Below are 23,785 nucleotides of genomic sequence, written 5' to 3' on the forward strand. Positions count from 1 at the left end.
GAACCATGATCGTCATCACCGCGCCGACCAGCAATATCGGCAGCCACCTGCTGCACCTCCTGCTCGACGAAAACTCCACTCGCACTGAGGAACTGCGCGTCATCGCGCGCGACCCCGCGAAGCTCCCCGCCGCGGTCCGGGCCCGCGTCGACGTCGTGACCGGCTCGCACGGCGACGCCGAGGTCGTCGACCGGGCCTGCACCGGCGCGGACGCCGTCTTCTGGCTGATTCCGCCGAACCCGCGGGCACCGAGCCTGGACGCCGCGTTCACCGAATTCACCCGCCCCGCCGCAAAAGCGTTCACCGCCAACGGAATCGGACACGTCGTCGGCGTCTCGGCACTCGGCCGCGGCACCCCCGTGGCCGCCCACGCCGGGCACGTCACCGCATCACTGGCCATGGACGACCTCATCGCAGGCACCGGCGTGGCCTACCGGGCGCTGGCGAACCCGTCGTTCATGGATAATCTACTGCGGCAAGTGGTTTCGATCCGCGACAACGGAGTATTCACCGATATCGTCGACCCCGACCACAAAGCGCCGACGACCGCCACCTGCGACATCGCCGCGGCCGCCGCCGGACTGCTGCTGGACCGATCGTGGACCGGGTTCGGCGAGGTTCCGGTGCTCGGCCCGGAGGATCTCTCGTCGAACGACCTGGCCCGCATCATGTCCGACGTGCTCGGCCGCCCGGTGCGCTACGAACGGCAATCGGTCGACGACTTCCGCGCCGCGGCGACCGGATACGGCAGCAGCGACGCGTTCGTGACGGGCCTCGTCGACATGATGCGCGCCAAGGACGACGGACTCGACAACGATGTCGAGCGCACCCCGGAGACCGCGAGTCCGACAACCTTCCGCGAGTGGTGCGAGGTGGCGCTGAAACCGGCCGTCCAGAGGTGAACCTCTAGGTCAGGCCGGGTTGTCGAAGGCACCGGCCTGCGCGGCGAGTGTGGCGGTAGCCGCCGCGTGGTTGGCGAGTTGTGGGTCGGGCGGGGTGCGCAGCAGCACCAACTGGTGGTAGAGCGGGGCGGTCGCGGCGACCAGTAGGGCACGCGCGTCGATGTGCGGTGCGAGTTCCCCGCGGCCGATCGCCCGCTCGATGATGATCTCGGATTGCGCGTAGCGGTCCTCCCACAGACTCCGCAGCGCACCCGCGGCCTCCGCCGAGCGGAACGAAACCGCAATCAGCGCAACAGCGATGGATGATTCCTCGGTCAAGGAATCCTGGATCTCCTGATTGAGTGCGGCCAGGTCGCCGCGCAGCGTGCCGGTGTCCCGGGGGTGCCACTCCATGTCGCTCGCCGCGGCGAAGACGTCGGTAATCAGGCCGCCGACGTCACGCCAGCGGCGGTACACCGTGGTGCGGTGCACCCCGGCGCGCGCGGCGACCGCGTCGACGGTGAGCGCGTCATAACCGTGTTCGGTCAACTCCGCGCGGACGGCGTCGAGGACCTGATCGCGGATTCGGGCGGTGCGACCGCCCGGCCGGGGCCGGAGCTGGTCGGGGGACGGTGCGGAATTCATGGTCGGGCATCCGATTGCTTGACGGGGTGGGACGGTAGCGCTATCTTAATGCGACAGTTGTCGCACTAAGTGAGGTTATGCCGATGCTCATTCGAAGTGTTCACCCGGCCCTGCGGTCCTCGATCACCGCGTCGTCCTCGAATGCTTCGGAGTGTGCATATGCCAACCCAGATCACCGCGCTCGCGGTCAGCAAGTCCTTCAACGGCCGGCTCGTTCTCGACGAGGTGAGCTGTTCGCTCGCCGCTGGTGAGCGCACCGGAATCATCGGCGAGAACGGTTCCGGCAAGACCACCCTGCTGCGCATGTTCGCCGGGCGGGAAGTGCCCGACGACGGCGAAATCGTCGTGCAGGCCGACGGTGGCGTCGGCTATCTCGCGCAAGACGAGCAGTTGCCGCCGCGGATGACGGTCCAGCAGGTCATCGACCGCGCGCTGAGCGAACTACGCTCGATCGAACACCGGATGCGGCGCATCGAGGTCGCGATGGCGGCCGGCGACGAGTCCGGGCTGGCCGAATACGGCGAGCTGACCACGGTTTTCGAACTTCGCGGCGGTTACGACGCCGACGCCCGGGTAGAGCGTGCGCTGCACGGACTCGGGTTGGGCCTGGTCGACCGCGAGCGCACGGTCGACGGATTGTCCGGTGGCGAGCAGGTCCGGCTGCGGCTGGCCTCCGTACTGGCGGCGGGATCCGAGGTGTTGCTGCTCGACGAGCCGACCAACCATCTCGATGACGACGCCCTGACCTGGCTGGAAGACCACCTGCGCACCCGTCGCGGTACCACGGTGACGGTCTCCCACGACCGGGCCTTCCTCGAGCGGGTCGCGACGAGCCTGCTCGAGGTCGACGCGGACCGGCGGCGAATCATCCGCTACGGCAACGGTTATGCCGGATTCCTGACCGAGAAGGCGGCCGCACGTCAGCGGTGGGTGCAGGCCTACGCCCAGTGGCAGAACGACATCGGCCAACTCCGCGAGACCGCCGCCACGACGGCCCGTCAGGTCGCTCCGGGCCGGGCGATGAAGGACAACAACAAGATGGCCTACGACCGGGCCGGTGGGCGGGTGCAGCAGTCGTTGGCCAGCCGGGTTCGCAATGCCGAGGAACGATTGCGCCGGCTGCTCGCGGACCCGGTGCCGGCGCCGCCGGAACCGCTGCGTTTCGCGCCGAGCCTGCGGGCCGGCCGAGCGCGCGGAATCATGCTCGACGCCACCGACATCGCGGTATCGGGCCGGCTCGAGCGGACCAGTCTCACCGTCGCCGCGGGCGAGCGGCTGCTGATCACCGGGCCGAACGGTGCGGGTAAGACGACCCTGCTGCGCGTGCTGGCGGGTCGGATTGCGCCGGACAGCGGCACGGTTACCCGTGGCGGCAAAGTCGGTTACCTCGCGCAGGAACCGCTGACCGCCGAACCCGGAGACACGTTGCTGGCCGCCTTCGCCCGTGGACGCTCGGGCGAATCCGATCAGCATGCCGAACGGCTGATGTCGCTCGGCCTGTTCGACCGTGCCCAGCTGACGACGCGCGTGGCCGACCTGTCCACCGGGCAGCGGCAACGACTTGCCTTGGCGCGGTTGGTTATCGAGCCCGTCGATGTGCTGTTGCTCGACGAGCCGACCAACCACCTATCGCCCGGCCTGGTCGAGGATCTCGAAAACGCCCTGGCCGACTATCCGGGCGCCCTCGTGATCGTCAGCCACGACCGCCGGCTGCGTTCGCGTTGGCGCGGCGCCCATCTCGACCTGCGAGCATCCGCCTCCGTCTGACGCTCGATCCCGATCACCCACGCACCGAAGGAGATTCGCCGTGCCCGACGCTGTTCCCGCAGACCCGACCGTGCTGCACCCGATGGCCGGCCAGCCGCGCGTGGTGTTGCTGAAGCCGCTGCTCACCTCGCCCCTGATCGAAGTCGGCGAGTTCTCCTACTACGACGACCCGGACGACGCGACCGCGTTCGAAACCCGAAACGTGCTGTACCACTACGGGCCGGAGAAGCTGATCATCGGCAAGTTCTGTGCCCTCGGCACCGGGACCCGGTTCATCATGAACGGGGCCAATCACCGCATGGACGGCCCGTCGACGTTCCCGTTCCCCACCATGGGCGGCTCGTGGACCGAGCACTTCGACCTGCTCACCGGCCTGCCGAACCGCGGCGACACCGTCGTCGGCAACGACGTCTGGTTCGGCAACGGGGTAACGGTGATGCCCGGCGTGCGAATCGGCCACGGCGCGATCATCAGCACCGGCTCCGTGGTCACCGGCGATGTGCCCGATTACGGCATCGTCGGCGGTAATCCGGCCCGGCTCATCCGAACTCGCTACGACGACAACGACATTGCCCGGCTGCTCGCGGTGGCCTGGTGGGAGTGGCCCGTCGAGCACATCACCGCCCACGTACGGAACATCATGTCGGGCAACATCGCCGACCTCGAAGCTGCGGCCGCAGAACTGAAATGAGGGACCTCTATGCGCACTCCCCCAACCCATATCGCGATGGTCGGTATCCCGATCGTCAGTCATGTCCTGCCGAGCCTGGCGATCATCCGTGAGCTGGTGGCGCGCGGCCATCGCGCGGCCATCGCGCCGCCTACGACGACGACCCCGCGGACCTCTACCTGTACGACATCGGCGCCTACGCCGGGCGGGCGCTCGCCGAAGCGCAGCGTCGTCCGATCGTGCAGTTGTCGCCGTCGTTCGTGGCGTGGAAAAGCTACGAACAGGATGTGGCAGCACACATTCGGCAGCTGCCGGGCGCGACGGCCTACCGAACGAAGTTCACGCGATGGCTTGCCGACTGCGAGACGACCACCACCGACGTGGACGCCTTCTCCGGCATGCCGGACCGAGCGCTGGCCTTGATCCCCCGGGCGATGCAACCACACGCCGACGAAACCGACGTCGACACAGTGACATTCGTCGGCCCCTGCTTCAATCCACACAGCGCAGCGGAGAGCTGGGCCCGTCCAGCAGGCAAGGTCCTCTTGATCTCCCTCGGCTCGGCCTACACCCGCCAACCGGAGTTCTACCGCCAATGCCTCCAGGCCTACGGCAACCTCCCCGGCTGGCACGTCATCCTCCAGATCGGAAAGTACACCGCCCCAACAGAACTCGGCGACATCCCACCCAATATCGAAGTGCACTCCTGGGTTCCGCAACGAACGATCCTGGAACAGGCCGACGCCTTCGTCACCCACGCCGGAATGGGTGGCTGCGGCGAAGGACTGCTGGCCGGCGTCCCGATGATCGCCGTACCCCAGGGCGCCGAACAATTCATGAACGCCGACAAACTCGTCGAACTCGGAGTGGCCCGGCGCATAGCCACCGCCCAAAACCTACGAGCGGCCTTGATCGACATCACCACCGATCCAGCGGTAGCCGAGCGGTCTGCTCGACTACGCCTCGACACCCAGGCCGAAGGCGGCACCCGCCGCGCAGCCGACCTTATCGAGAAATACGTTGCACAGTCCCGGCGCTAAATGGATATCTGCCGCTGGATGTCCTCGACGACGGCCAAGGTGACGTCCGCGTTGTCGCCGGCGGCAATGATCTGTTGGTAGAAGTCGCGGCCGGCGATGGGGAGATACCCGACGGAGAGGCGGATCGGACCTCGGTCTCCGGCCACCTCACCGTCGGTGTTCACGACGTGACTGAACGCGTTCTGGACCAGCACGGGCACGATGCTCGCCTTCAGGTCGTTGATATTTCGGAATGTGTTGGGCAGCGTCATTCGGCGCGTGCGAATCCATAAAGCGGCCACGGCGGGCACCTCCAGCTACAAAGTATCGAGCAGGAGTCAGCATCCACCGGTCGCCGCGACCCAGCACGAGTACCGATTACCTGTAGTTTGCGCGACGGACTACCTGGCCGCCCAGGCAAGGTAGTCCCATTCATCCGATGATGGGATGCAAAGCGGGGATCGCCTATTCGGTTCGGCGTCGCCGATCACGAACGGTTACCGCGATTACCGAGCGGGCGAGCGCACGTAGGTCGTCCGGGATGAGCAAAGGTTCGACCGCACCCTCGAACCCTTCCAATATCGCCCCGTCCGGCCAGCTCACTTCGTAGCGATACCAGCAGCGGACCTCACTCGGGTGGTATGGCAACTCGAGTTCCAGACGTACCGCCATCTCGACCAATGCCGCCGCCACCTGCGCGGCGCCACCGGTATTGGTCACCTGCCACCACAGCGTGCTCCCTCGGTCGCCTTCGGAGATTTCGACCAGGTACATCAGCTTGCCCCTGTCGCTGAACTCGGTCACACCTGACACCCTGCCAGATGGGACCGACTGATGAACCAAAACCGGTGCGCGACGGGGCATCTCGTTCAGTGAAGCAAGCGCTTGACCTGCCGATCAGGACCGCGACCCGGTTACCGGCCTCGCCAAACCGAGCGCCGCCCGCAGCGGAACCGGCCCGCCACCGGTCACCGTGACCGAATTGCCCGAAACGGCGGTCGGCACAATTACTTTGAACAACGCGATCACATCGAGCACGAATCCGCTTCGGCTGACGCCCAATCGCCGCAGCGCGGGCCCGTGGTCGGCGGCGACCACCACCGTCGCGCCGATCAACACGACCCACCACAGCAACACCGGAATCAACCGGGCCGCGCGGGACGAACCGGCGAACGCGACCCGCAACCGGTGGCAGTGAAATGGCACATGCCGCAATTCGTCGTTCAGGATCAACCCGGCGACCCGCGTGGTCAACGCATCGTCGGTGCCGTCGCGCAAGGCGCGGTAATAACGCAGCGCGACCACCTCGGCGACCATCAGCACCATCAATTCCAGCCGCAAACCCAGAGCCCGCCGAAGCCGGACGAACACCACGTCACTCCAATGCGCGCGAATGGTTTGCCACGCACCGGCATTCAGCAGCAACTCCAGCATCCGCGCATGATTGATTTCCTCGGCGACGAACAATCGCACCGCGGCGGTGTATTGCGGATCACCGGCGGCCTCGGCCTTGGCGATCAGATTCGCCCCGTCCCCGCTCTCGCCGACCTGGAACCGTTGCACGCTGCGCGCCACGGCCGCATCGAGATTCGCTCCCCGCGCCCAATCCGGATCCCCCGTCGCGACCCGCGCGACCTGCTTCGCCTCGAATTCGGCCACCCACCGGGAGAATTCGTCCACATCCTGCATACCGACCTCCGTACTCGTCGGCCCGCCGCGACGGCGGGCTTCCGGGTTGCCCCGTGCAGGCAAACCTAGACAAGGGTTGTGCAGGTTCCTGGCGTCGAACGTGGAGATCCTGTGCAGAGAGAATCCGGACTCTCCGCTGGCACAATGAGCCGGTGAACCTCGACGATGTGACCATCCCGGATTCCGCGGCCTGCCGGGCCGCCACCGAGGTAGCGGCGGCCTATTGCACGCCCGCCTTGTTCAACCATTCGGTCCGCTCGTATCTGTGGGCCGCGGGGCACGCGAAGCTCAACGACATCGGCTTCGACGCCGAACTGCTCTACGTCGCGGCGCTGCTGCACGACCTGGGCCTGGTCGAGGAGTTCGACAATGCGGGGCTCGCGTTCGAGGTTTCCGGCGGCCATCTGGCCTGGGTCTTCGGCGCCGCGTCCGGTTGGCCGGTGCAGCGGCGGGCGCACGTCGCCAAGGTGATCGTCGAGCACATGGGCGACAGCGTCGACGTCATGCTCGATCCGGAAAGTCATCTGCTGGAATACGCGACATCGGTGGATATCTCGGGACGCGGCGCCGAGGCGGTGCCACCGGAATTCCGCCGCAGCGTCCTGGAACGACACCCCCGACTCGGCCTGCCCGCGGAATTCCTCGCCTGCTTCCGCGCCCAGGCCGAGCGCAAACCGCACACCTCACCCGCGGCCGCCTTGCGCAGCGGAATGGCCGAACGAGTCGCCGCGAACCCGCTCGACCGCGAGTAAGCGAAACCCCTACTCCGGCATCGCGACACGCCGTGCCGGAGTAGGGGTAGACCCGCAGCCGCAGCTTCGGCTTGAATCGAAGCGCGCGGAGGGAGGACGAATGGGCACGGCGCAAACCAGTGCGTGGATCCGGCGATTCCGCCCGTCCCCCGACGCCCCGACCCGACTGATCTGCTTTCCGCACGCCGGCGGCGCGGCCGCCTTCTACTTTCCGGTCGCCCGCGCGCTGTCCCCCGCAATCGACGTGCTCGCGATCCAGTACCCGGGCCGAATGGACCGCCGCAACGAACCCTGTGTCGAAGACATCCACGAACTGGCCGACCTGGTGGTCGAGCAACTGGGCCCATGGCTGGACAGGCCGATCACACTGTTCGGCCACAGCCTCGGCGCCACACTGGGTTTCGAAGTGGCGCAACGACTATCAGCCGCGGGAGGGCAACCTCGAACGCTGTTCGCCTCCGGCCGCATGGCCCCGTCACGACACCGCGACGTGCACGTCCACCGCTACCCCGACGACGCCCTCATCGACCAGATCAGCCGCATGAGCGGCACCGACCCCCGAGTCCTCGGCGACGCGGAAATGCTGCGCATGATCCTGCCGGCCTTCCGCGGCGACTACAAAGCGGTCGAGACCTACCGCATGCGCCCCGGCCCGCCGCTGACCTGCCCGATCACCGTGCTGACCGGTGCCGACGACCTCGAGGTGACCCTCGACGAGGCCCGCGCCTGGTCCGAACACACCACCGGCCGCTTCGACATGACGGTCTTCACCGGCGGACACTTCTTCCTCACCGAGCACCTCGACGAAGTACTCGCGCTGCTGGCCGCGTAATCACATGTCGCGCAACGTCTGCACGGCCAGCGCGAGCTGATCGCCATCCACCGCCGCGGCGGCGGCCGGCGCGATCAACTGCGTCATCGCCAGCCCTTGGAAGAGCATGAAGTAGAGCGTGGCGACCGCGCGCGCCTGCTCGTCGGACAACGCGGGATGCACCTCCCGGAACGTCGCGGTGAGATCGCTGACCGCGACCTCGGTGGCCTGCACCATGAACTCCTGCGACTCCGGCGCCCGCGCGACCAGCAGCGCGTTCTCCGCGCTCAACAGCAACGCCTCGTGATTGTTCTCGATCACCTCGCGCAGCCCGGACCAGGTGGGCGCCAACGCATCTCGCAGCGAACGCCCGTCCCCGCCGGCCCGGATCGCCGCCTCCATCCCGTCGCCGATGTCGCTGCCCATCGACTCGGTGATCGCCTCGGTGATCAGCCGATCCTTGGAGCCGAAGTGATAACCGATGGCCGCCAGGCTCACTCCGGCGGCGCCGGCGATGTCGCGGGCGGTGGTCTTGGCGAGGCCGCGCTCGAGCACCGCCTTGCGCGCTCCGGCCAACAGGTCTTCGCGATTTCCCATCCCGCGAGACTACCAGCGTCTTAGACATTTGTCACAGACATATGTCTCATCAGGCCGCCGGACCAGTTTTCCGAAACCGCTTCGCCCTAGACTTGAATGAGTAATACTTCGGAACGTGTCCAACCAAGCCGAATTCGAGCGGATGCTGCGCAGCGCCGCACTGCGGGTGACCGCGCCGCGACTGGCGGTGCTCACCGCGGCGCACGCGCACCCCCACTCCGATACGGACACCATCCTCGGCCACGTGCGCCAGACCCTCGGTGCGGTCTCCCACCAGGCGGTATACGACGTGCTGCGGGCACTGACCGCCGCCGGTCTGCTCCGGCGCATCCAGCCGATGGGCACCGTGGCGCGGTATGAGACCCGCGTCGGGGACAACCATCACCACCTCGTCTGCCGGACCTGCGGGGTCATCGTCGACGTCGAATGCGCCGTCGGCGAGGCGCCCTGCCTGACCGCAGCCAACGACAACGGTTTCGTCCTCGACGAGGCCGAGGTCATCTATTGGGGCCAATGCCCAGCCTGCGCGGCGCTACCGGCGCCGCTTCTCCACCCGTGAAAGGAATTGCCGTGCCCGAGGACCACCCGCCCATCGGAGAGGCCAACACGGAGCCCGCTGTCGGCGGATGCCCCGTAGCGACCGCTCGCCTCAAGTACCCGACCGAGGGCGGCAGCAACCGTGACTGGTGGCCGAACCAGCTCAACCTGAAGATCCTGCAGAAGAACCCCGCCGTCGCCAACCCGATGGACGCGGACTACGACTACGCCGCCGAGTTCAAGACGCTCGACCTGGCCGCGGTCAAGCAGGACATCGAGGCCGTGATGACGACCTCGCAGGACTGGTGGCCCGCCGACTACGGCCACTACGGACCGTTCTTCATCCGGATGGCCTGGCACGCCGCGGGCACCTACCGGATCAACGACGGCCGCGGTGGAGCCGGTGCGGGCATGCAGCGGTTCGCGCCGCTGAACAGCTGGCCGGACAACGCGAGCCTGGACAAGGCCCGCCGCCTGCTGTGGCCGGTGAAGAAGAAGTACGGCAAGAAGCTGTCCTGGGCCGACCTCATCGTCTACACCGGCAATGTCGCGCTGGAGTCGATGGGCTTCGAGACCTTCGGCTTCGGCGGCGGTCGCGTCGATCAGTGGGAGCCCGAGGAGGACGTCTACTGGGGTCCCGAGCACACCTGGCTCGGCGGCGACGAGCGCTACTCCGGTAAGCGCGACCTCGAAAACCCGCTCGCCGCAGTGCAGATGGGCTTGATCTACGTGAATCCGGAAGGGCCCAACGGCAATCCGGATCCGCTGCTCGCGGCCACCGACATCCGGGAGACGTTCCGCCGGATGGCGATGAACGACATCGAGACCGCGGCGCTGATCGCCGGCGGCCACACTTTCGGCAAGACGCACGGCGCGGGCCCGGCCGATCATGTCGGCCCCGAGCCCGAGGCCGCCCCGCTGGAGGAGCAGGGCCTGGGCTGGCGCAGCTCGTTCGGCACCGGCGTCGGCAAGGACGCGATCACCAGCGGCCTGGAGGGCGCCTGGACGCCGACCCCGAAGACCTGGGACAACAGCTTCGTCGAGACCCTCTACGGCTACGAGTGGGAGAAGACCAAGAGCCCGGCCGGCGCCTGGCAGTGGATCCCGAAGGACGGCGGCGGCGCGGGCACCGTGCCGGACGCGCACGTGGACGGCAAGACGCACACCCCGGTCATGCTGACCACCGACCTGTCGCTGCGCGTCGATCCGATCTACGAGCAGATCACCCGGCGCTGGCTCGACCACCCGGAGGAGCTCGCGCAGGAGTTCGCCAAGGCTTGGTACAAGCTGACCCACCGGGACATGGGACCGATCGTCCGCTACCTCGGCCCGCTGGTCCCGCAGGAGACGCTGCTGTGGCAGGACCCGGTGCCCGCGGTGACGCACGACCTGATCGGCGCGGCCGAGATCGCCTCGCTCAAGAGCCAGATCCTGGCGTCGGGACTCACTGTCGCGCAACTCGTTTCGACCGCGTGGGCGGCGGCCTCCTCGTTCCGCGGCAGCGACAAGCGCGGCGGCGCCAACGGCGGCCGCATCCGGTTGCAGCCGCAGCGCGGCTGGGACGTGAACGAGCCCGATCAGCTCACGCTGGTGGTGCCCGTGCTGGAGGGAATCCAGGAGTCGTTCAACTCCGCGCAGACCGGCAACACGAAGGTGTCCTTCGCCGATCTCGTGGTGTTGGGCGGCTGCGTGGCGGTCGAGCAGGCCGCGAAGGCGGCCGGATTCGAGCTCGAGGTGCCGTTCACTCCGGGTCGCACCGATGCCACGCAGGAGCAGACCGACGTGGAGTCGTTCGCCGCGATGGAGCCGAGCGCCGACGGCTTCCGCAACTATCTCGGCAAGGGCAGCCAGCTGCCGGCCGAGTACCTGCTGATCGACAAGGCGAACCTGCTCACGCTGAGCGCGCCCGAGCTGACCGTCCTCGTCGGTGGCCTGCGCGTGCTCGGCGCGAACTACCAGCAGTCGTCGCTGGGCGTATTCACTTCTGCCACAGCGTCGTTGACCAACGACTTCTTCGTGAACCTGCTCGACATGGGCACGAAGTGGGAGCCGTCGGCCGATGAGGGCACCTACACCGGTGTCGATCGCGGCACCGGCGCGACCACCTGGACCGGCAGCCGGGTCGACCTGGTCTTCGGCTCCAACTCCCAGTTGCGCGCGCTCGCCGAGGTTTACGCGACCGACGACGCGAAGGAGAAGTTCGTGCGGGACTTCGTCTCCGCGTGGGACAAGGTGATGAACCTCGATCGGTTCGACCTGGTCTGAACGATCCCGCGGTGACCGGCTGCCGGGTCGGTCACCAGGTGCGGCACCCCGCGAATCGTTTCGGTTCGCGGGGTGCCGCGCTGTATCACGCTCCGTAAGCGGTGAATCCGGCCCAGGTGACGCTTCGGTCGCCGCGGTCGAACGATGCCGCGATCGCTTTTCTGAGGGCTACGGGGCCTTCTTCGCCGGCATACAGGCCGCGGTGCAGGTCTTCCAGGAAGGCGACCGTCTCGCGGGAGTCGACAACCGGTATGGCAGAGGCGATTACGGTGCGCGCGCCGGCCGACAGGAACACGGCCGGAAAGCCGAGTAGTTCGTTCGGCAGGCTGGTCACGACTCCGCCGACATGACAGGCGGACAGCACGACGACCCCGCCGGGCGCGACCGGGCGGATGAGGAATTCGCTGAGCGAGACCGGGTTTTCGCCGAGAAGCAGTACCGAGTTGAAGACCGATTCCTCCACCAGCACGCCATGGCAGGCGAGGTGCACGACCGCCACGTTCTCGATGGCGTCGAGGATGCCGCCGTCGGGGTGCGGTGCGGCCGGGTACAGGGCTAGGTCGTCGATGATTTCGCGTTGCCTGCTCGCTGACATCGCCCGAATACGTTCTGTTTCCTGTTCATTCGCGGTAGCGCCGTCCGATCTCAGGTTTACCGCCGGCGTTCCGTGTATGGCGGCTATCGCGTCGCCTTCCGGCCCGACCATGGGCAGGAAGTCCGCGCCGGTCGAGGGGTCCACCGCGACAACCGCATTGCGCGAGGTCGGTCTGGAATGCAATGTGGCAGAGAGCAAGATGCCGGCGTTGGGTACGACGGTCAGGTCGAATTGCAGCTGCGCGGGCCGGCCGTCCACCAGTGCGCCGCCGAGCGGCAGCGTGGCGGCGGCGCCGACCGGCGCGAGGGCGAAGGCGGCCAGGTCGGGCCACTGCACCCGGAAGGCGGCGAGGCTCGCATCGCCGAGTTCGGTCAGGATCTCGGTGAGTTCGTCGTGCCGGACGGCGGCAGCCGGACCGTCGCTCTCCCGACGGCGGTAGAGCTCGCCGATCCGGGCCTGCCACGCGTAAACCCGCTGGCTGGTGAACCGCGGCAGGTCGATGCTGACCGTCCGGCCGAGGCGCGCGGCATCGCCGTAGGTGCGGAAGGCGACGCCGCCGAGCGGAGTGGCGACGACGTAGACGACGTCGCGCGCCGAGCGGATGGCGGCCAGCTCGGTGACGCAGTGCCGCACGTCGGCCTCGAGCATGATGCGTTGGGCGGGAGCGCCTTCCACCGTCTTCACCTGGTGGACCCGGAGTTCTTCGAGCCGCCGGTTGATCATTCGGGCGTCCCGGTCGCCGGGATCCCAGAATTCCTCGGACTTGGTGTCCGCACCCCAGCGCTGGTTCTCCTGGGCGAGTTCGATCAGCTTCTGCGGATCGGGTTCGACCGCGCGGATCGCGGTCATGGTCTGCGTCGCGCTGTACAGGCTGCCCGAGACGTTCTCCAGCAGCAGTGGCGCGAACGCGGGCATCGAGCAGCGATGGTTCGCGTACGCGCCGAGCTCGAAGGCGATCTGGTTGGCCGCACGCAGGGGCATCTGCGCCTCGTCGTTCTGCCAGAACTGGGTGGTCACGTGCGCGTACGCGCGCGCGTGCATGGTCGAGTTAAGCGCTACTCGGAACCAATTACACTCCGGCAGTTCCGATTCCAGGAGGATCGCCCAGCGGAGCACGTCCGTGGCGATCAAGGCCTTCCCGAGATCGGCGCCCGACGTCGGCACGAACTCCAGGATGAACAGGTTCACTTCGGCGAGGGCGGCGCGCACCTCGTCGGGCGTGCGGGCCTCCTCGGCGAGGGCGACGCGTTGTTTCAGGTACTCCACCCGTTCGGCCAGCGCCGGGTCGATACGGTTCTTCTTACGCTTGAACACGTCCCGAACCACCCCGGTCATCTGGTCCACAACCATCCGTCCTTGTCGTAGTTCTTCGTTCGCACGCGGCGGCGCGCGAATCGGAGCGAGTCGAGCAGTGGGTGCTCTGGGGTTGCGATGACCTCGTACAGCCAGCCCGAGATCATGAACTCCAGGTCGGAATCCGGATTTTCGGACAGGGCTTCGTACAGCGGTGTGCTGTCGAGCAGTCGGGCCATCTCGACGACCGCCGCACCGGTGCAGCCGATCTCGCCCGGGCCGAGCAGGCCGACGGCGGCCGAGGCACGTAGCCGCATGCGATCGCGCGAGTGCTGGTTGTCGAGTTCGAGTCGATCGCGCAGGGTATGCAGCAAGGTCATTACCGCAGTAGGTATTTCGTCGGTCGGCGGAAGAATCACCGTCATCCCGTCGCCGGTGCCTGCCCGATCGATTTCGTCGAGGTCGAACCCGAGCGTGCGCACCACCTCGCGGACCAGAGCGGCCAGCCGATGCTGGACATCGTTCTGTGCCGCGGCGCAACGGCGGCGGTATCCGGCGATGTCCACGGCGAAGCCGAGGCGCAGTTCGGTCCGATCGCTGCGCGGGGGCGCACTTCCGTTCGGACCTTGTTCGGCCAGAACAGATTTCGGCTGACCTACGACACCTTGGGGACCGATGTTCCAGTCTGCCAGCAGCTTTCGCACATGCTGCACTCGGTCCAGTGCCGTCTGTAGCAGACGGGTCGCCTCGCCGACGCGCTGCGGGAGCAGTTCGGTGAGGGCGTGATCGGCGGGACACGGCCTGGCCATCGCGAGTTTCATATTGTGCTCGGCGATCTCGACGGTGTATCGCATGTCCTGCAAATCATTCAGCGTGGCAACCAATGTCATTTCGCCGGCCGCCAGACCGCGGATCTGATTCGCGGCCGCCGTCACCGTGATCGGGGCGGCCACCAACATGGCGAATCCGTCGACCCGGTCTCTGGCTTGCTGCTGCAACTCGTGCAACTGCGCTCCGTCACCGACGACGCGGGCCGCGTGCCGGAGGTTGGCCGCGTGCATGAGGTACCGGGCCAACGGCGGCATCGCCAGGCCGCCGGCGCTCCAGGTCCACGCGCTCAACTCGGCCGCGTGCCCGCCCGGTGCGCCGACCACGAAGATGCGGTTCGGGTCGGTGTCGGCCGAACCGAACTCCCACATCGCCAGCGCCGACCCTTCCGGGCTCGGTTGCCGCAGCCAGGTTTCCGCGGTCAGCCGAAACGGCAACGCCGACTGCATGATCGGCGCGAGCGCGACGGTCGCGTCGTCCGGCAGCTGCGCCTGATAGAGCACGGCGGTGCCGAGGAAGGCGGGTACGCCGTCGATCGACAGCTGCCGCCACCAGCGGTCGAATTCCCGCCAGCCGGGCGCGATCGCCGATCCGATGCGCAGCCTGCGCTGCTCGGTGTCCATCGGAGCGGCGAACACCACAGAGAAGTTCAGGATGTCGTGCTCACGCCGGGCGATCATCTGGAGGTCACCGGTATGGTTTTCCGCGAGCGCCAGCGCCGTGGCGGCGCCACTGCGAATTCTGCCCTCGGGCAGCGCGGGTGGCAGATCACAGGTTTCCACCGGCCGGTCGATGCCGAGCTGATCCGCGCAACGGGCCCAGAGCGCGCGCACCTGCTGTACCGCCGTCGCCGCCCACGGTCCGTCGAGCGGCGCGAACACGTGCGCCACCAATTCCTGGTCGACTAAGCCGTTCTCGTCCATCGGGTCACCTACTCGTGCTCGTCCGCGGGGTGACCGGGTCCCCGCCCAGTGAATGCACCAGGGTGTGGAGTCGGTCCAGCACCCGATGCGGCGCCGGCGAGCGGTCGCGGGTGCCGATGCGGGTGGCCCGGACCGGACCCATCAGTTCGACCTCGCCGATGGACTCCCGGACAGCGAGCGTGTCGCCGTTCGCCAGCGCTACGGCGAGGGCTTCGACCGAATCCACCACGTGTGCCCAGCGTGGCGGTGGCAGATGCCATTCCGCGATATCCCCGAGGACTTCGAGGAGGTCGTCGCGCGTCTCCGCATCGAGCTGCGTCTCCCACCGGAGGGGCGGTAGGGGGCCGTCGACGGACTCACTCATGGGATCACCATTCGCTGTGCATCACGAAACTCATTGCGTACCAAGAGTTTATCGATGCACGAACGAGCGCGATGTCCACCAAACGACGTACAGCGAGCGCCGCGACGAGGGCGTACGCGCAGGCCTCGGCGCCCTGGGCGGCGCGACGACGACAGACCTGTGCCGCGCCATAGTCCATCCCAGCGTATCGACGCCGGCTCGAATCCGGTGTCCGCCGAACGACCTACAGTTGTCGGATTTCGCGGACTACACCTCGACCCGCTCGCCCATGATCACGGTCCGCTCCCCCGGCAGCCCGAAGTATTCGGCGGCATCGGCGGTGATGTAGGACGTGGCGATGAACAGCCGCTTACGCCAGTCCGCCATCGTCGGCTCCGTCCCGCGCTTCAGCTCGATCTTCGACAGGAAGTACGAGGCGCCGTCGACCGAGATCCGGCCTTCGGTCTGCTCGGGGTCGAGCAGCCGCAGGGTGTCCGGGATGTTCGGCGTTTCCATATAGCCGAAATGCGCTGTCACGTGGATGATTCCGTCGTCGGAGTAGCCGAGCGCGTCGATCTCGGTCCGGTTCGCGTCCGCCACCCGGGGCACCGGGAGGGTGTTGATCGACATGATCACCACGTGCTCGTGCCGCACGTGGTTGTGTTCGACGTTGGCCCGCATGGCCAGCGGAGCGGTCTCCATGCCTCGATTGAGGAACACCGCGGTACCGGGAACCTGCACCAAAGGTGGCTCGTGATACTGCAATCCATCGATGAACTCGCGCAGCGGGCCCTCCTTTTCCTCCCGCGCGCGGGTGACGACGTCGCGACCGCGAGCCCAGGTGCTCATCACGGTGAACGCGGTGAGCCCGATCAGCAGCGGTAGCCAGGCGCCGTGCACGAGCTTGGTCATGTTGGCCGCCAGGAACAGCGCGTCGACCGCCAGCAGCGGGACCGCGCCGAGCAGGACCAGCCACAGCGGCGTATTCCATTTGATCCGGGCGAGATAGAAGAACACCAGCGTGGTGATGGAGATCGTCGCGGTCACCGCCATACCGAACGCGTAGGCCAGCGCGGCCGAACTGCGGAACGCGAAGACCAGCGTCAGCACCGAGAACATCAGCACCCAGTTGATCCACGGCACATAGATCTGCCCGATGGTCGACTCCGAGGTGTGCGCGATCCGCAGCCGCGGCAGATAACCGAGCTGCGCCGCCTGTGACGCCACCGAATACGCGCCGGTGATCACCGCCTGCGAGGCGATCACCGTTGCCGCGGTCGCCAGCAACACCAGGGGCAACCGTGCCCAGCCGGGTGCGAGCAGAAAGAACGGGCTGCCGACATTGCTTTCGTCACCCAGAATCAGCGCGCCCTGCCCGAGATAACTCAGCACGCAGGCGGGTAGTACCAGTCCGAGCCAGCCGCGGGTGATCGCCTTTCGGCCGAAGTGCCCCATATCCGCATACAGCGCTTCCGCGCCGGTGATCGCGAGCACGATCGCGGCCAACGCGAAGAACGCGATACCGAAGTGCCCGAACATGAAACCGAGCGCATACGTCGGCAACAGCGCCTTCAGAATTTCCGGATGCCGGGCGATGCCGGAGATGCCGAGCACCCCGATCGTGCCGAACCAGAGAATCATCACCGGACCGAACAGCCGGCCGACCGCCGCCGTACCGCGCCGCTGCACGGTGAACAGCACGATGATGATCACCGCCGTGATCGGCACGATCAGCTCTTCCAAGCCCGGCTGGACGATCTTGAGGCCCTCCACCGCGGACAGCACCGAGATCGCCGGGGTGATCATGCTGTCGCCGAAGAACAGTGCCGCACCGAAGATCCCCACCCCGGCCAGCAGCGTCGCGGCCCGGCCGCCACGCCCACCGCCCAACCGCCGCAGCAACGTGATGAGCGCCATGATCCCGCCCTCACCGTCGTTGTTCACCCGCATCACCAGCGAGATGTAGGTCAGCGTGACGACGATCATCACCGACCAGAAAATCAGCGACACCACCCCGTACACGTTGTCCGTGCTGATCGGCACCGGATGCGGATCGCCGGGATTGAACACCGTCTGAATCGTGTAGATCGGGCTGGTCCCGATATCGCCGAACACCACACCCAGCGCCCCGATCACGACCGCGGCCCGCACCTTCCGCCCCCCCGCCACCCGCGGAAACCGCCGGAGTCACCTCGACCGCTGCATCCATGACGCCTCCTCGCTACCCGGCCCGCACCCATCGTGCCGTGGTTTGCCGCCACGTCACTGTAACTACGCGGCGAGTCGATCTCCCGCCACGCAGACAATCCACGGCGTCGGCCGTCGATTTCCGCTAAAGAAGATCAAGGCGCGATCAGCGAAGCCGGGTAACTGCTCGAGGTGGCCTCGACACGCGCTGTGACAACTCGCTGGCAAATGACCATCCCCCTTGACGTTGCTGCGGCTGGGACCGAGGTCTGGGCAGGGCCGAGAAGACCTGTCGCGCAGCCGAACACGGTGCGGTATCTGCGCTGGTCGGGGTTGCGGCACCGGAGAAGATCAGAAGCGAAAGCTGGTCAACCGCACCCACCGCGCGCGGTGGTCTACAGGCGGGCTTAACGGGGTGTAGGCCGGGATCGGTTGAAGCGGCGGCGAATTCACAGCATTGACATATGAATTCACGTACCCTTTTACACAAGTCCTATCGCGGATCGGTCGCTAGTTCATCACCATTGGATAACAGGTAGTCAGCGCTGCGTGCATGCTGGCGCCTGACTTACGTGACGATCGAGGTCAAACCGGATGTGCATACGGGTACAAGCGCGCGCTGATGCGTGGCGCCGGTGGGTTGGGGATCAGGGCAGCGGGCATCGGGCGCTGCCGGATGGAGGTCGCGGATGAGCGCGCCACCTGATCGAACAGCGAACTGGCACAATGGATTCCGAAGATTCGGCGGACGCACGGGAATGCTGAGCGGGCCGCCGCTGATCGAGATCAGGGAACCGGGCCGGGAAGCCCGGCGGCTGATGCTCAGCGGCCCGGTCACCTTCGGCCGCAACGGCGACAACGAACAACTAGCCGATACCGCTATCTCGCCGCGTCACCTACGACTAGTACCCAGCCCCACCGCGCTCTCGGTGGTCGATCTCGGCAGCCGCACCGGCACCACCGTGAACGGTGTCCCGCTCACCGGACGCACGGCGCTGACCTCCGGCGATACCGTGCAACTCGGCGACACCGAAATCATCGTGCTCTACGACCCGGTCACCGAACCGCTGGCCCGGATCGACGAGGAAGCGCCGAGCGAACCGCCCACTGCCCCACCGCCGGTCGCTCCCCCACCGCCCAGATGGTTCACCCTCGCCAACCGGATCCTCGAGCTCGACCCGGACGGAAGGCGAAATCTGTTCCCCGCGTCCACCGAAATACCCAGTCGAATGCCGCGGAAGATGTGGCACCTGGTGCGCATCGCCAGCATCGCGGTCTATCTGGAAATGATCGTCGCGATGTTCGTCCGGCCGGCGGGCGGGTTGTTCGTCTTCTTCGGCGTGGTGGTGCCGCTCTTGCCGGGCCTGTTCCTGATCGCGCCGGGGCTGTGGCGCAACAGCTGCCCGTTGGCGGCGACGAATCAGATCCCCCGGGTACTGCGCTTCACCCGTGGCAAGAATCCGCCCGATTGGCTATATGCCCGAGGCTATCTCGGGGCAACCACGTTGTTCTTCGGTATCGCGGGTGCCAGGCTGGCCGGCCTGGATCGCAATGGAGTCGCCGCGGGCACCGTGCTGCTGCTGGTCCTCGTCGCCGCTTTCACCGGCGGCTTCCTGTTCAAAGGCAAGAGCGGCTGGTGCAGCAGCATCTGCCCGTTGTTCCCGCTGCAACGCGCGTACGGGCAGACACCGTTCGTCACAGTGCCCAACAGTCATTGCGAGCCGTGTGTCGGCTGCGCGAAGAATTGCTTCGACCTCAAGCCGCGGTCCGCCTATCAATCGGATCTGACCGACCCGGATTTGGCGTGGAGCGCGCCGCGCAAACTGTTCGCGGCCGCGTTGCCCGGCTTCGTCCTCGGCTTCTTCACCCTGGCCGGACGGACCGAAACCGGCCTGGGGCAGCGGTATTCGGTGCTCGCGCTGTTCATGGTGGTCGCGGTGGGCCTGTTCTTCGCCCTGGACGCGATGACGCCGCTCAGCATCGCGACGATCAGTGTCGGTTATTCGGCGTTGGCGCTCAATATCTTCTACTGGTTCGCCGCGGCGACGCTCGCTCGCTCGTTCGGGACGGTCACCGGGCTCAGCGCGCCATGGCTACATTGGCCGATCAGCGCGTTCATCCTGCTCGCCACGATCGTGTGGATCGCCCGGACCCGGGTCGTCGAACTGCAATTCGCGCTGAGCACCGGAACCCGCACCGAACCGGTCCTACTGGCGCTGCCGAAGGTTCGGCCGAAGGATGTGGAAAAGCCCAGTGCGCCCGCGGCTTCGGTCAGCTTCGACGGCGTCGAGGTGGCTGCCGACAGCGGGATGAGCCTGCTCGATGTCGCCGAGCGCGGCAAACAGCAGATCGAGGCGGGCTGCCGGATGGGCGTGTGCGGCGCCGATCCGGTCGCGGTGCTCGTCGGGATGTCGTGCCTGTCGCCGCCGGGCCAGGACGAGCGGAATACGTTGCGGCGACTGGGTTTCGCCGACAACACCCGGATGGCCTGCTGCGCACGGATCAGCAGCGGTGCGGTCGAGGTTTCGCTGACGCCGGAACCCGGGAATACGAACCGGCTTCGGCCGACGCGGTTCGATCGGTCCATCGTCAGCGTCGCGGTGATCGGCAACGGCATCGCGGGCGTGACGGCCGCGGACTTCCTGCGGCGCAATCACCCCGATTGCGAAATCCACCTCGTCGGGCGGGAATCGCATCCGCTCTACAACCGGATGGGCATCTCGAGACTCGTGTACGGACGCTCGGCCATGCAGGGCCTGCACCTGTTACCCGAGCAGTGGTACGACGACCATCAGATCACCACCTGGCTGAATACCCTGGCGACCAGCATCGATCTGGCCGGACGACGGGTCTTCCTCGGCACCGGCGAAGCGCTCCCCTACGACCGCCTGATCCTCGCGATGGGTGCGAGCAGCGCACTGCCGCCCATCGAAGGACTCTCGCGGCCAGGTTGTTTCGTGCTCCGTGAGGCCGGTGACGCGATCTGGATTCGCTCCTACGCGCAGCAATTCCGGTGCGCCACCGCGGTCGTCGCAGGGGGCGGGCTGCTCGGGCTGGAGGCCGCGCACGCATTGCACCTGCTGGGACTGCATGTCACCGTGCTCGATCGTGGTGATCGGCTGCTGGCCAAGCAGATCGATGCTCGCTGCTCTCAATTGGTGCTCGACCATTTCATCAGGACCGGCATCCAGGTGCTGCGGCATGCCGAAACGGTCAGCGTCACCGGTGATCCGGCGGTTCGCCGAGTGGTACTACGCGATGGTCGCGAGATCGATTGCGACCTCTTCCTGACCGCCACCGGGATCCGGCCGAATATCGAACTGGCACGCAGCGCGGGTGTGCCCGTGGAACGCGGTGTGCTGGTGGACGATCGGATGCGCACCCACGTCCCCGACGTCTATGCCGCCGGCGACATCGCCGAACTCGACGGGCAGATCTTCGGGCTGTGGCCGATCGCGGCCGAGCAGGCGCAGGTCGCCGCCGTGAACGCGCTCGGCGGCGATCGGCCACTCGCCGGTGCCGCGCCCGCCATGATCCTGAAAGGCGTTGGTCTGGAACTGTTCTCGACCGGAAAGGTGGACCCGGAGTTCGGCGACGAGGTGATCGTCCTGGACCGCTCCGACTCTTACCGGCGCTTGATCCTGTCGCACGGACGGGTCGTCGGAGCGACCGTCCTGGGTCACCATCCCGGCGATCTGGCGGCGGCGCGACAGGCCTTGAGCAATCGACTGCCGGTGCCGGTCACCGCGCGGGGCGCCCTCTATGCCGGCGATTGGTCAGTGCTCGCACATCTCGAAAGCGAGGCCGTGAACAAGCCTGCCGCACAACCGGTTCGGACAATGTGACAGTGCCCTGCCTGACCCCTCGGACAGGCAGGGCACCACCGGACCTCAGCGTGCGGTACGGCTGGTCGACACGACCAGGGACGCAAGGCCACTGAGCCCCGCACCGAACCACAGGACCGCCGAGAGCACGACATTGTCGGCGATGATGCCGCCGAACAGCGCGCCGAGCGCGATCGCCAGGTTGAACATCGCGGTGTTCAACGCGGTGGCCGCCTCGGTCGAGCCCGGCGTGCCCGAGGCCACCGCCGCGACCGCGAACCATCGTCGCAGGGGCGGCACAGAACACCCGAGCCGCTCGGGCGAGCCGGTCCACCATGGCTGCACTTGCCTTGCCGGAACATTGGTGGCCGCTCGGACCAATCGCTGGGCCTACCCGTGACGAACTTCAGCGGAGAGGTTTGTCGAGTTCGAGGTGTGATGGTTATGGCGACAGTCGGAATATCAGCTGAACGGACAGTCGTGCGGGGGGTGCTGCTCTCCGGCGAGTTCACCGCCGGGATGCGGCCCAACCTGCTGCGTCACGTCGACCAGCAGGTCGGCGGCGAGCCGTCCACCGAGGTCATCGTCGCTGTGCTCGATCGCCTCACCGGCGAGGCCGGGCCGCACATCGACGATGTGGCCGTGCTGTATCGCACGGCGGACGAGCGACGGGCCCTCGTCACCTACCTCGCATCGCGCAAATGGCGGTCGGCGTCGCTGGTTTCGATTCGGTCGGCGCTGCTCGCGGTGGTGCAGTGCACGCCCGAGCTGGCTGCGTTCGACACGGTGTTGGTCGTCGAGGCTCTCCGCGACAGCACCTGCTGCGCGATCGTCGGACCGGATCGGGCGCGAATTCTGGCGTCGGACTCGTGGACGGCCGGTATGCACGACGCCGAATCGGCAGGCCGCGCGGTCGCCCAGTTCTGGCCGGTGCTGGACGCGCTCTCGGTGCGGCCCGACGCCGTCGTGCTCTGCGGTGCGGCGGCTGCCGACCCGGAGATAGCCACGGTGCTGGACACCGCATTCGCAGTTCCGGTGCGCCGACTACCGGACTTCGCCAACGCGGCGGCCCTCGGCGCCGCACTGGTCGCGGCCGAACAGCTCCGAAACGAGCCTGTCCCCGCACCGCGCCGGCACCACCGCCCACGCCGGCTACTGCTGTCCGCCGCCGCCCTCGCCGCCCTGCTCGGCGCTTCGTCATTCACCATCGCGCAGCTACGCACCGAGCACACACCGGTCGTCCATGTCCTCGAAGCGGCGACGAAACCGGCTCTCCCAGAAACGATCACCTCGGACACACCTGCACCGGCGCAACCACCGATCGCCGACGAACCGGACGAACCCACGTGGGTGCCGCCGGTTACCAGACCACCGACCCGCACCACCACCGATCGAGTCGACCCGCCACCGCCGGCCTCCTCGATCTCCCCTGAACCAACCCTCCCGCCGACTTCCACCACCGTCGTTGCACCGAACGGGGATTGGTTGTTCCCCGGCGAGTCCCCACCACCGCCCTCTGGATCGGACCCCGCGGTTGTTCGCGCTTGGTGGGACAACCACCTCGCCTTGAAACAACGCTGGCTCAACGGTGGTTAGTCACAGCATCGATCAATCGCGGCCGAGATCGCCTGTTGGGCAATAGATCACCACGTGGGCCAGGTTCAGTGGTGCGATGGCGTCGGGCCGGGCGTCGTGAGTCGTTCCGTCGGTCCGCCGTAGGCAATGTGGGTGGTCCGCTTGGCCAGTAGCCAGGTCTGGTCAACTTTGCGGAAGGTGTCTTCGTAATGACCGACGTTGACCGGGGCCTGCGGTGGGATCATTCCGTCGGAGTGGCCATCAGTGCGGTAGGTAGTGAAATAGGTTGTGGCGGTGGCTGTTTCCGGAGAGGTGACGGTAACGAGGATGTTCGTGCAGAGGCGGCGAGAGAGCCGGTCGGCCGGTCGAGAGCCGAAGTAGTCGCCCAGCGCCTCGCGCCCTTGCACCCGGCGATCGCCCGCAGGCCATTCCCATACCCCGTCCGGGGTGAACAGCTCTGCGACAGTGGAGGGTTCGCCGAGATCGAGCCGCCGGACGAACTCGATGATCAGGCGCTCACAGGATCGTTCAGCGATCATCACGGCCAGTGCATCGGAGTCAGTTCCCATAGGAATGTCGTATCA

21 protein-coding genes are annotated in these 23,785 nt (G+C 67.1%); 10 read left to right on the top strand and 11 right to left on the bottom strand.

Annotation, left to right across the window (positions count from 1 at the left end):
* Nucleotides 1-5 precede the first annotated feature (5 nt).
* A complete protein-coding gene (locus tag AB0M22_RS31240; RefSeq protein ID WP_364734548.1) occupies nucleotides 6-902 on the top strand; it encodes an NAD(P)H-binding protein in 897 nt (298 codons plus the stop codon).
* 9 nt (nucleotides 903-911) lie between these two features.
* Here AB0M22_RS31240 and AB0M22_RS31245 read toward each other — a convergent pair whose 3' ends face one another.
* Nucleotides 912-1,526: a TetR/AcrR family transcriptional regulator gene (locus AB0M22_RS31245; RefSeq protein WP_364734550.1), complete on the bottom strand. Its 615-nt coding sequence runs from the start codon at nucleotides 1,524-1,526 to the stop codon at nucleotides 912-914.
* 159 nt (nucleotides 1,527-1,685) lie between these two features.
* On the opposite strand from AB0M22_RS31245, the gene abc-f reads away from it, so the two are divergent.
* From abc-f to AB0M22_RS31260, 3 genes are all read left to right on the top strand, one after another.
* Complete coding sequence (gene abc-f / locus AB0M22_RS31250; protein WP_364734552.1) at nucleotides 1,686-3,293, top strand: ribosomal protection-like ABC-F family protein; 1,608 nt, start codon at nucleotides 1,686-1,688, stop codon at nucleotides 3,291-3,293.
* 82 nt (nucleotides 3,294-3,375) lie between these two features.
* Complete coding sequence (locus tag AB0M22_RS31255) at nucleotides 3,376-3,984, top strand: CatB-related O-acetyltransferase (protein ID WP_364735141.1); 609 nt, start codon at nucleotides 3,376-3,378, stop codon at nucleotides 3,982-3,984.
* Nucleotides 3,985-4,151: 167 nt separating this feature from the next.
* Entirely contained in the window at nucleotides 4,152-5,003 is an 852-nt protein-coding gene (locus AB0M22_RS31260) for a macrolide family glycosyltransferase (RefSeq protein WP_364735143.1), read from the top strand.
* On the opposite strand, the gene AB0M22_RS31265 is transcribed toward AB0M22_RS31260, so the two are convergent.
* The 3 genes from AB0M22_RS31265 to AB0M22_RS31275 all read right to left on the bottom strand — a co-directional run bounded on the left by AB0M22_RS31265 (nucleotide 5,000) and on the right by AB0M22_RS31275 (nucleotide 6,671).
* Nucleotides 5,000-5,254 carry a hypothetical protein gene (locus AB0M22_RS31265; RefSeq protein WP_364734554.1) on the bottom strand — a complete coding sequence of 85 codons (255 nt, stop codon included), beginning with the start codon at nucleotides 5,252-5,254 and terminating at the stop codon, nucleotides 5,000-5,002. The genes AB0M22_RS31260 and AB0M22_RS31265 overlap by 4 nt on opposite strands.
* Before the next feature lie 193 nt (nucleotides 5,255-5,447).
* Nucleotides 5,448-5,786 (bottom strand): hypothetical protein, encoded by a 339-nt coding sequence (locus tag AB0M22_RS31270; RefSeq protein WP_364734556.1) that lies wholly within the window; start codon nucleotides 5,784-5,786, stop codon nucleotides 5,448-5,450.
* Nucleotides 5,787-5,879: 93 nt separating this feature from the next.
* The gene (locus AB0M22_RS31275; RefSeq protein WP_364734558.1) at nucleotides 5,880-6,671 is read right to left on the bottom strand and encodes a ferritin-like domain-containing protein; all 792 of its coding nucleotides are present in this window, start codon (nucleotides 6,669-6,671) and stop codon (nucleotides 5,880-5,882) included.
* 152 nt (nucleotides 6,672-6,823) lie between these two features.
* On the opposite strand from AB0M22_RS31275, the gene AB0M22_RS31280 reads away from it, so the two are divergent.
* Entirely contained in the window at nucleotides 6,824-7,423 is a 600-nt protein-coding gene (locus AB0M22_RS31280; protein ID WP_364734560.1) for an HD domain-containing protein, read from the top strand.
* A 100-nt stretch (nucleotides 7,424-7,523) separates the two neighbouring features.
* Entirely contained in the window at nucleotides 7,524-8,255 is a 732-nt protein-coding gene (locus AB0M22_RS31285) for an alpha/beta fold hydrolase (RefSeq protein ID WP_364734562.1), read from the top strand.
* On the opposite strand, the gene AB0M22_RS31290 is transcribed toward AB0M22_RS31285, so the two are convergent.
* Nucleotides 8,256-8,831 carry a helix-turn-helix domain-containing protein gene (locus AB0M22_RS31290; protein WP_364734564.1) on the bottom strand — a complete coding sequence of 192 codons (576 nt, stop codon included), beginning with the start codon at nucleotides 8,829-8,831 and terminating at the stop codon, nucleotides 8,256-8,258.
* A 115-nt stretch (nucleotides 8,832-8,946) separates the two neighbouring features.
* Between AB0M22_RS31290 and AB0M22_RS31295 the strand changes: the two genes are divergently transcribed.
* Nucleotides 8,947-9,390 (top strand): Fur family transcriptional regulator, encoded by a 444-nt coding sequence (locus tag AB0M22_RS31295; RefSeq protein WP_364734566.1) that lies wholly within the window; start codon nucleotides 8,947-8,949, stop codon nucleotides 9,388-9,390.
* Nucleotides 9,391-9,401: 11 nt separating this feature from the next.
* A complete protein-coding gene (gene katG, locus AB0M22_RS31300) occupies nucleotides 9,402-11,633 on the top strand; it encodes a catalase/peroxidase HPI (protein WP_364734568.1) in 2,232 nt (743 codons plus the stop codon).
* 85 nt (nucleotides 11,634-11,718) lie between these two features.
* Here katG and AB0M22_RS31305 read toward each other — a convergent pair whose 3' ends face one another.
* The 4 genes from AB0M22_RS31305 to AB0M22_RS31320 form a co-directional block, all read right to left on the bottom strand.
* Nucleotides 11,719-13,563 (bottom strand): CHAT domain-containing protein, encoded by a 1,845-nt coding sequence (locus AB0M22_RS31305; protein WP_364734570.1) that lies wholly within the window; start codon nucleotides 13,561-13,563, stop codon nucleotides 11,719-11,721.
* Nucleotides 13,560-15,272: a CATRA conflict system CASPASE/TPR repeat-associated protein gene (locus AB0M22_RS31310; protein WP_364734572.1), complete on the bottom strand. Its 1,713-nt coding sequence runs from the start codon at nucleotides 15,270-15,272 to the stop codon at nucleotides 13,560-13,562. The genes AB0M22_RS31305 and AB0M22_RS31310 overlap by 4 nt, the downstream gene beginning before the upstream one ends.
* Nucleotides 15,273-15,276: 4 nt before the next feature.
* Nucleotides 15,277-15,636: a CATRA system-associated protein gene (locus tag AB0M22_RS31315; protein WP_364734574.1), complete on the bottom strand. Its 360-nt coding sequence runs from the start codon at nucleotides 15,634-15,636 to the stop codon at nucleotides 15,277-15,279.
* A 246-nt stretch (nucleotides 15,637-15,882) separates the two neighbouring features.
* Complete coding sequence (locus tag AB0M22_RS31320; RefSeq protein ID WP_364734576.1) at nucleotides 15,883-17,784, bottom strand: potassium transporter Kup; 1,902 nt, start codon at nucleotides 17,782-17,784, stop codon at nucleotides 15,883-15,885.
* A gap of 707 nt (nucleotides 17,785-18,491) precedes the next feature.
* On the opposite strand from AB0M22_RS31320, the gene AB0M22_RS31325 reads away from it, so the two are divergent.
* Nucleotides 18,492-21,647, top strand: a complete 3,156-nt coding sequence (locus AB0M22_RS31325; protein WP_364734578.1) for an FAD-dependent oxidoreductase — start codon at nucleotides 18,492-18,494, stop codon at nucleotides 21,645-21,647.
* A gap of 45 nt (nucleotides 21,648-21,692) precedes the next feature.
* Here the strand turns inward: AB0M22_RS31325 and AB0M22_RS31330 are convergent, their stop codons facing one another.
* The gene (locus AB0M22_RS31330) at nucleotides 21,693-21,926 is read right to left on the bottom strand and encodes a hypothetical protein (protein WP_364734580.1); all 234 of its coding nucleotides are present in this window, start codon (nucleotides 21,924-21,926) and stop codon (nucleotides 21,693-21,695) included.
* A gap of 144 nt (nucleotides 21,927-22,070) precedes the next feature.
* Here AB0M22_RS31330 and AB0M22_RS31335 point away from each other — a divergent pair, with 144 nt between their 5' ends.
* On the top strand, nucleotides 22,071-23,222 hold the full coding sequence (locus tag AB0M22_RS31335) for a hypothetical protein (protein ID WP_364734582.1): 1,152 nt from the start codon (nucleotides 22,071-22,073) through the stop codon (nucleotides 23,220-23,222).
* Between the two features lie 65 nt (nucleotides 23,223-23,287).
* Here AB0M22_RS31335 and AB0M22_RS31340 read toward each other — a convergent pair whose 3' ends face one another.
* Entirely contained in the window at nucleotides 23,288-23,770 is a 483-nt protein-coding gene (locus tag AB0M22_RS31340; RefSeq protein WP_364734584.1) for a nuclear transport factor 2 family protein, read from the bottom strand.
* Nucleotides 23,771-23,785 lie beyond the last annotated feature (15 nt).

It is taken from the genome of Nocardia sp. NPDC051756, from assembly GCF_040681495.1.
Classification (GTDB): Bacteria; Actinomycetota; Actinomycetes; order Mycobacteriales; family Mycobacteriaceae; genus Nocardia.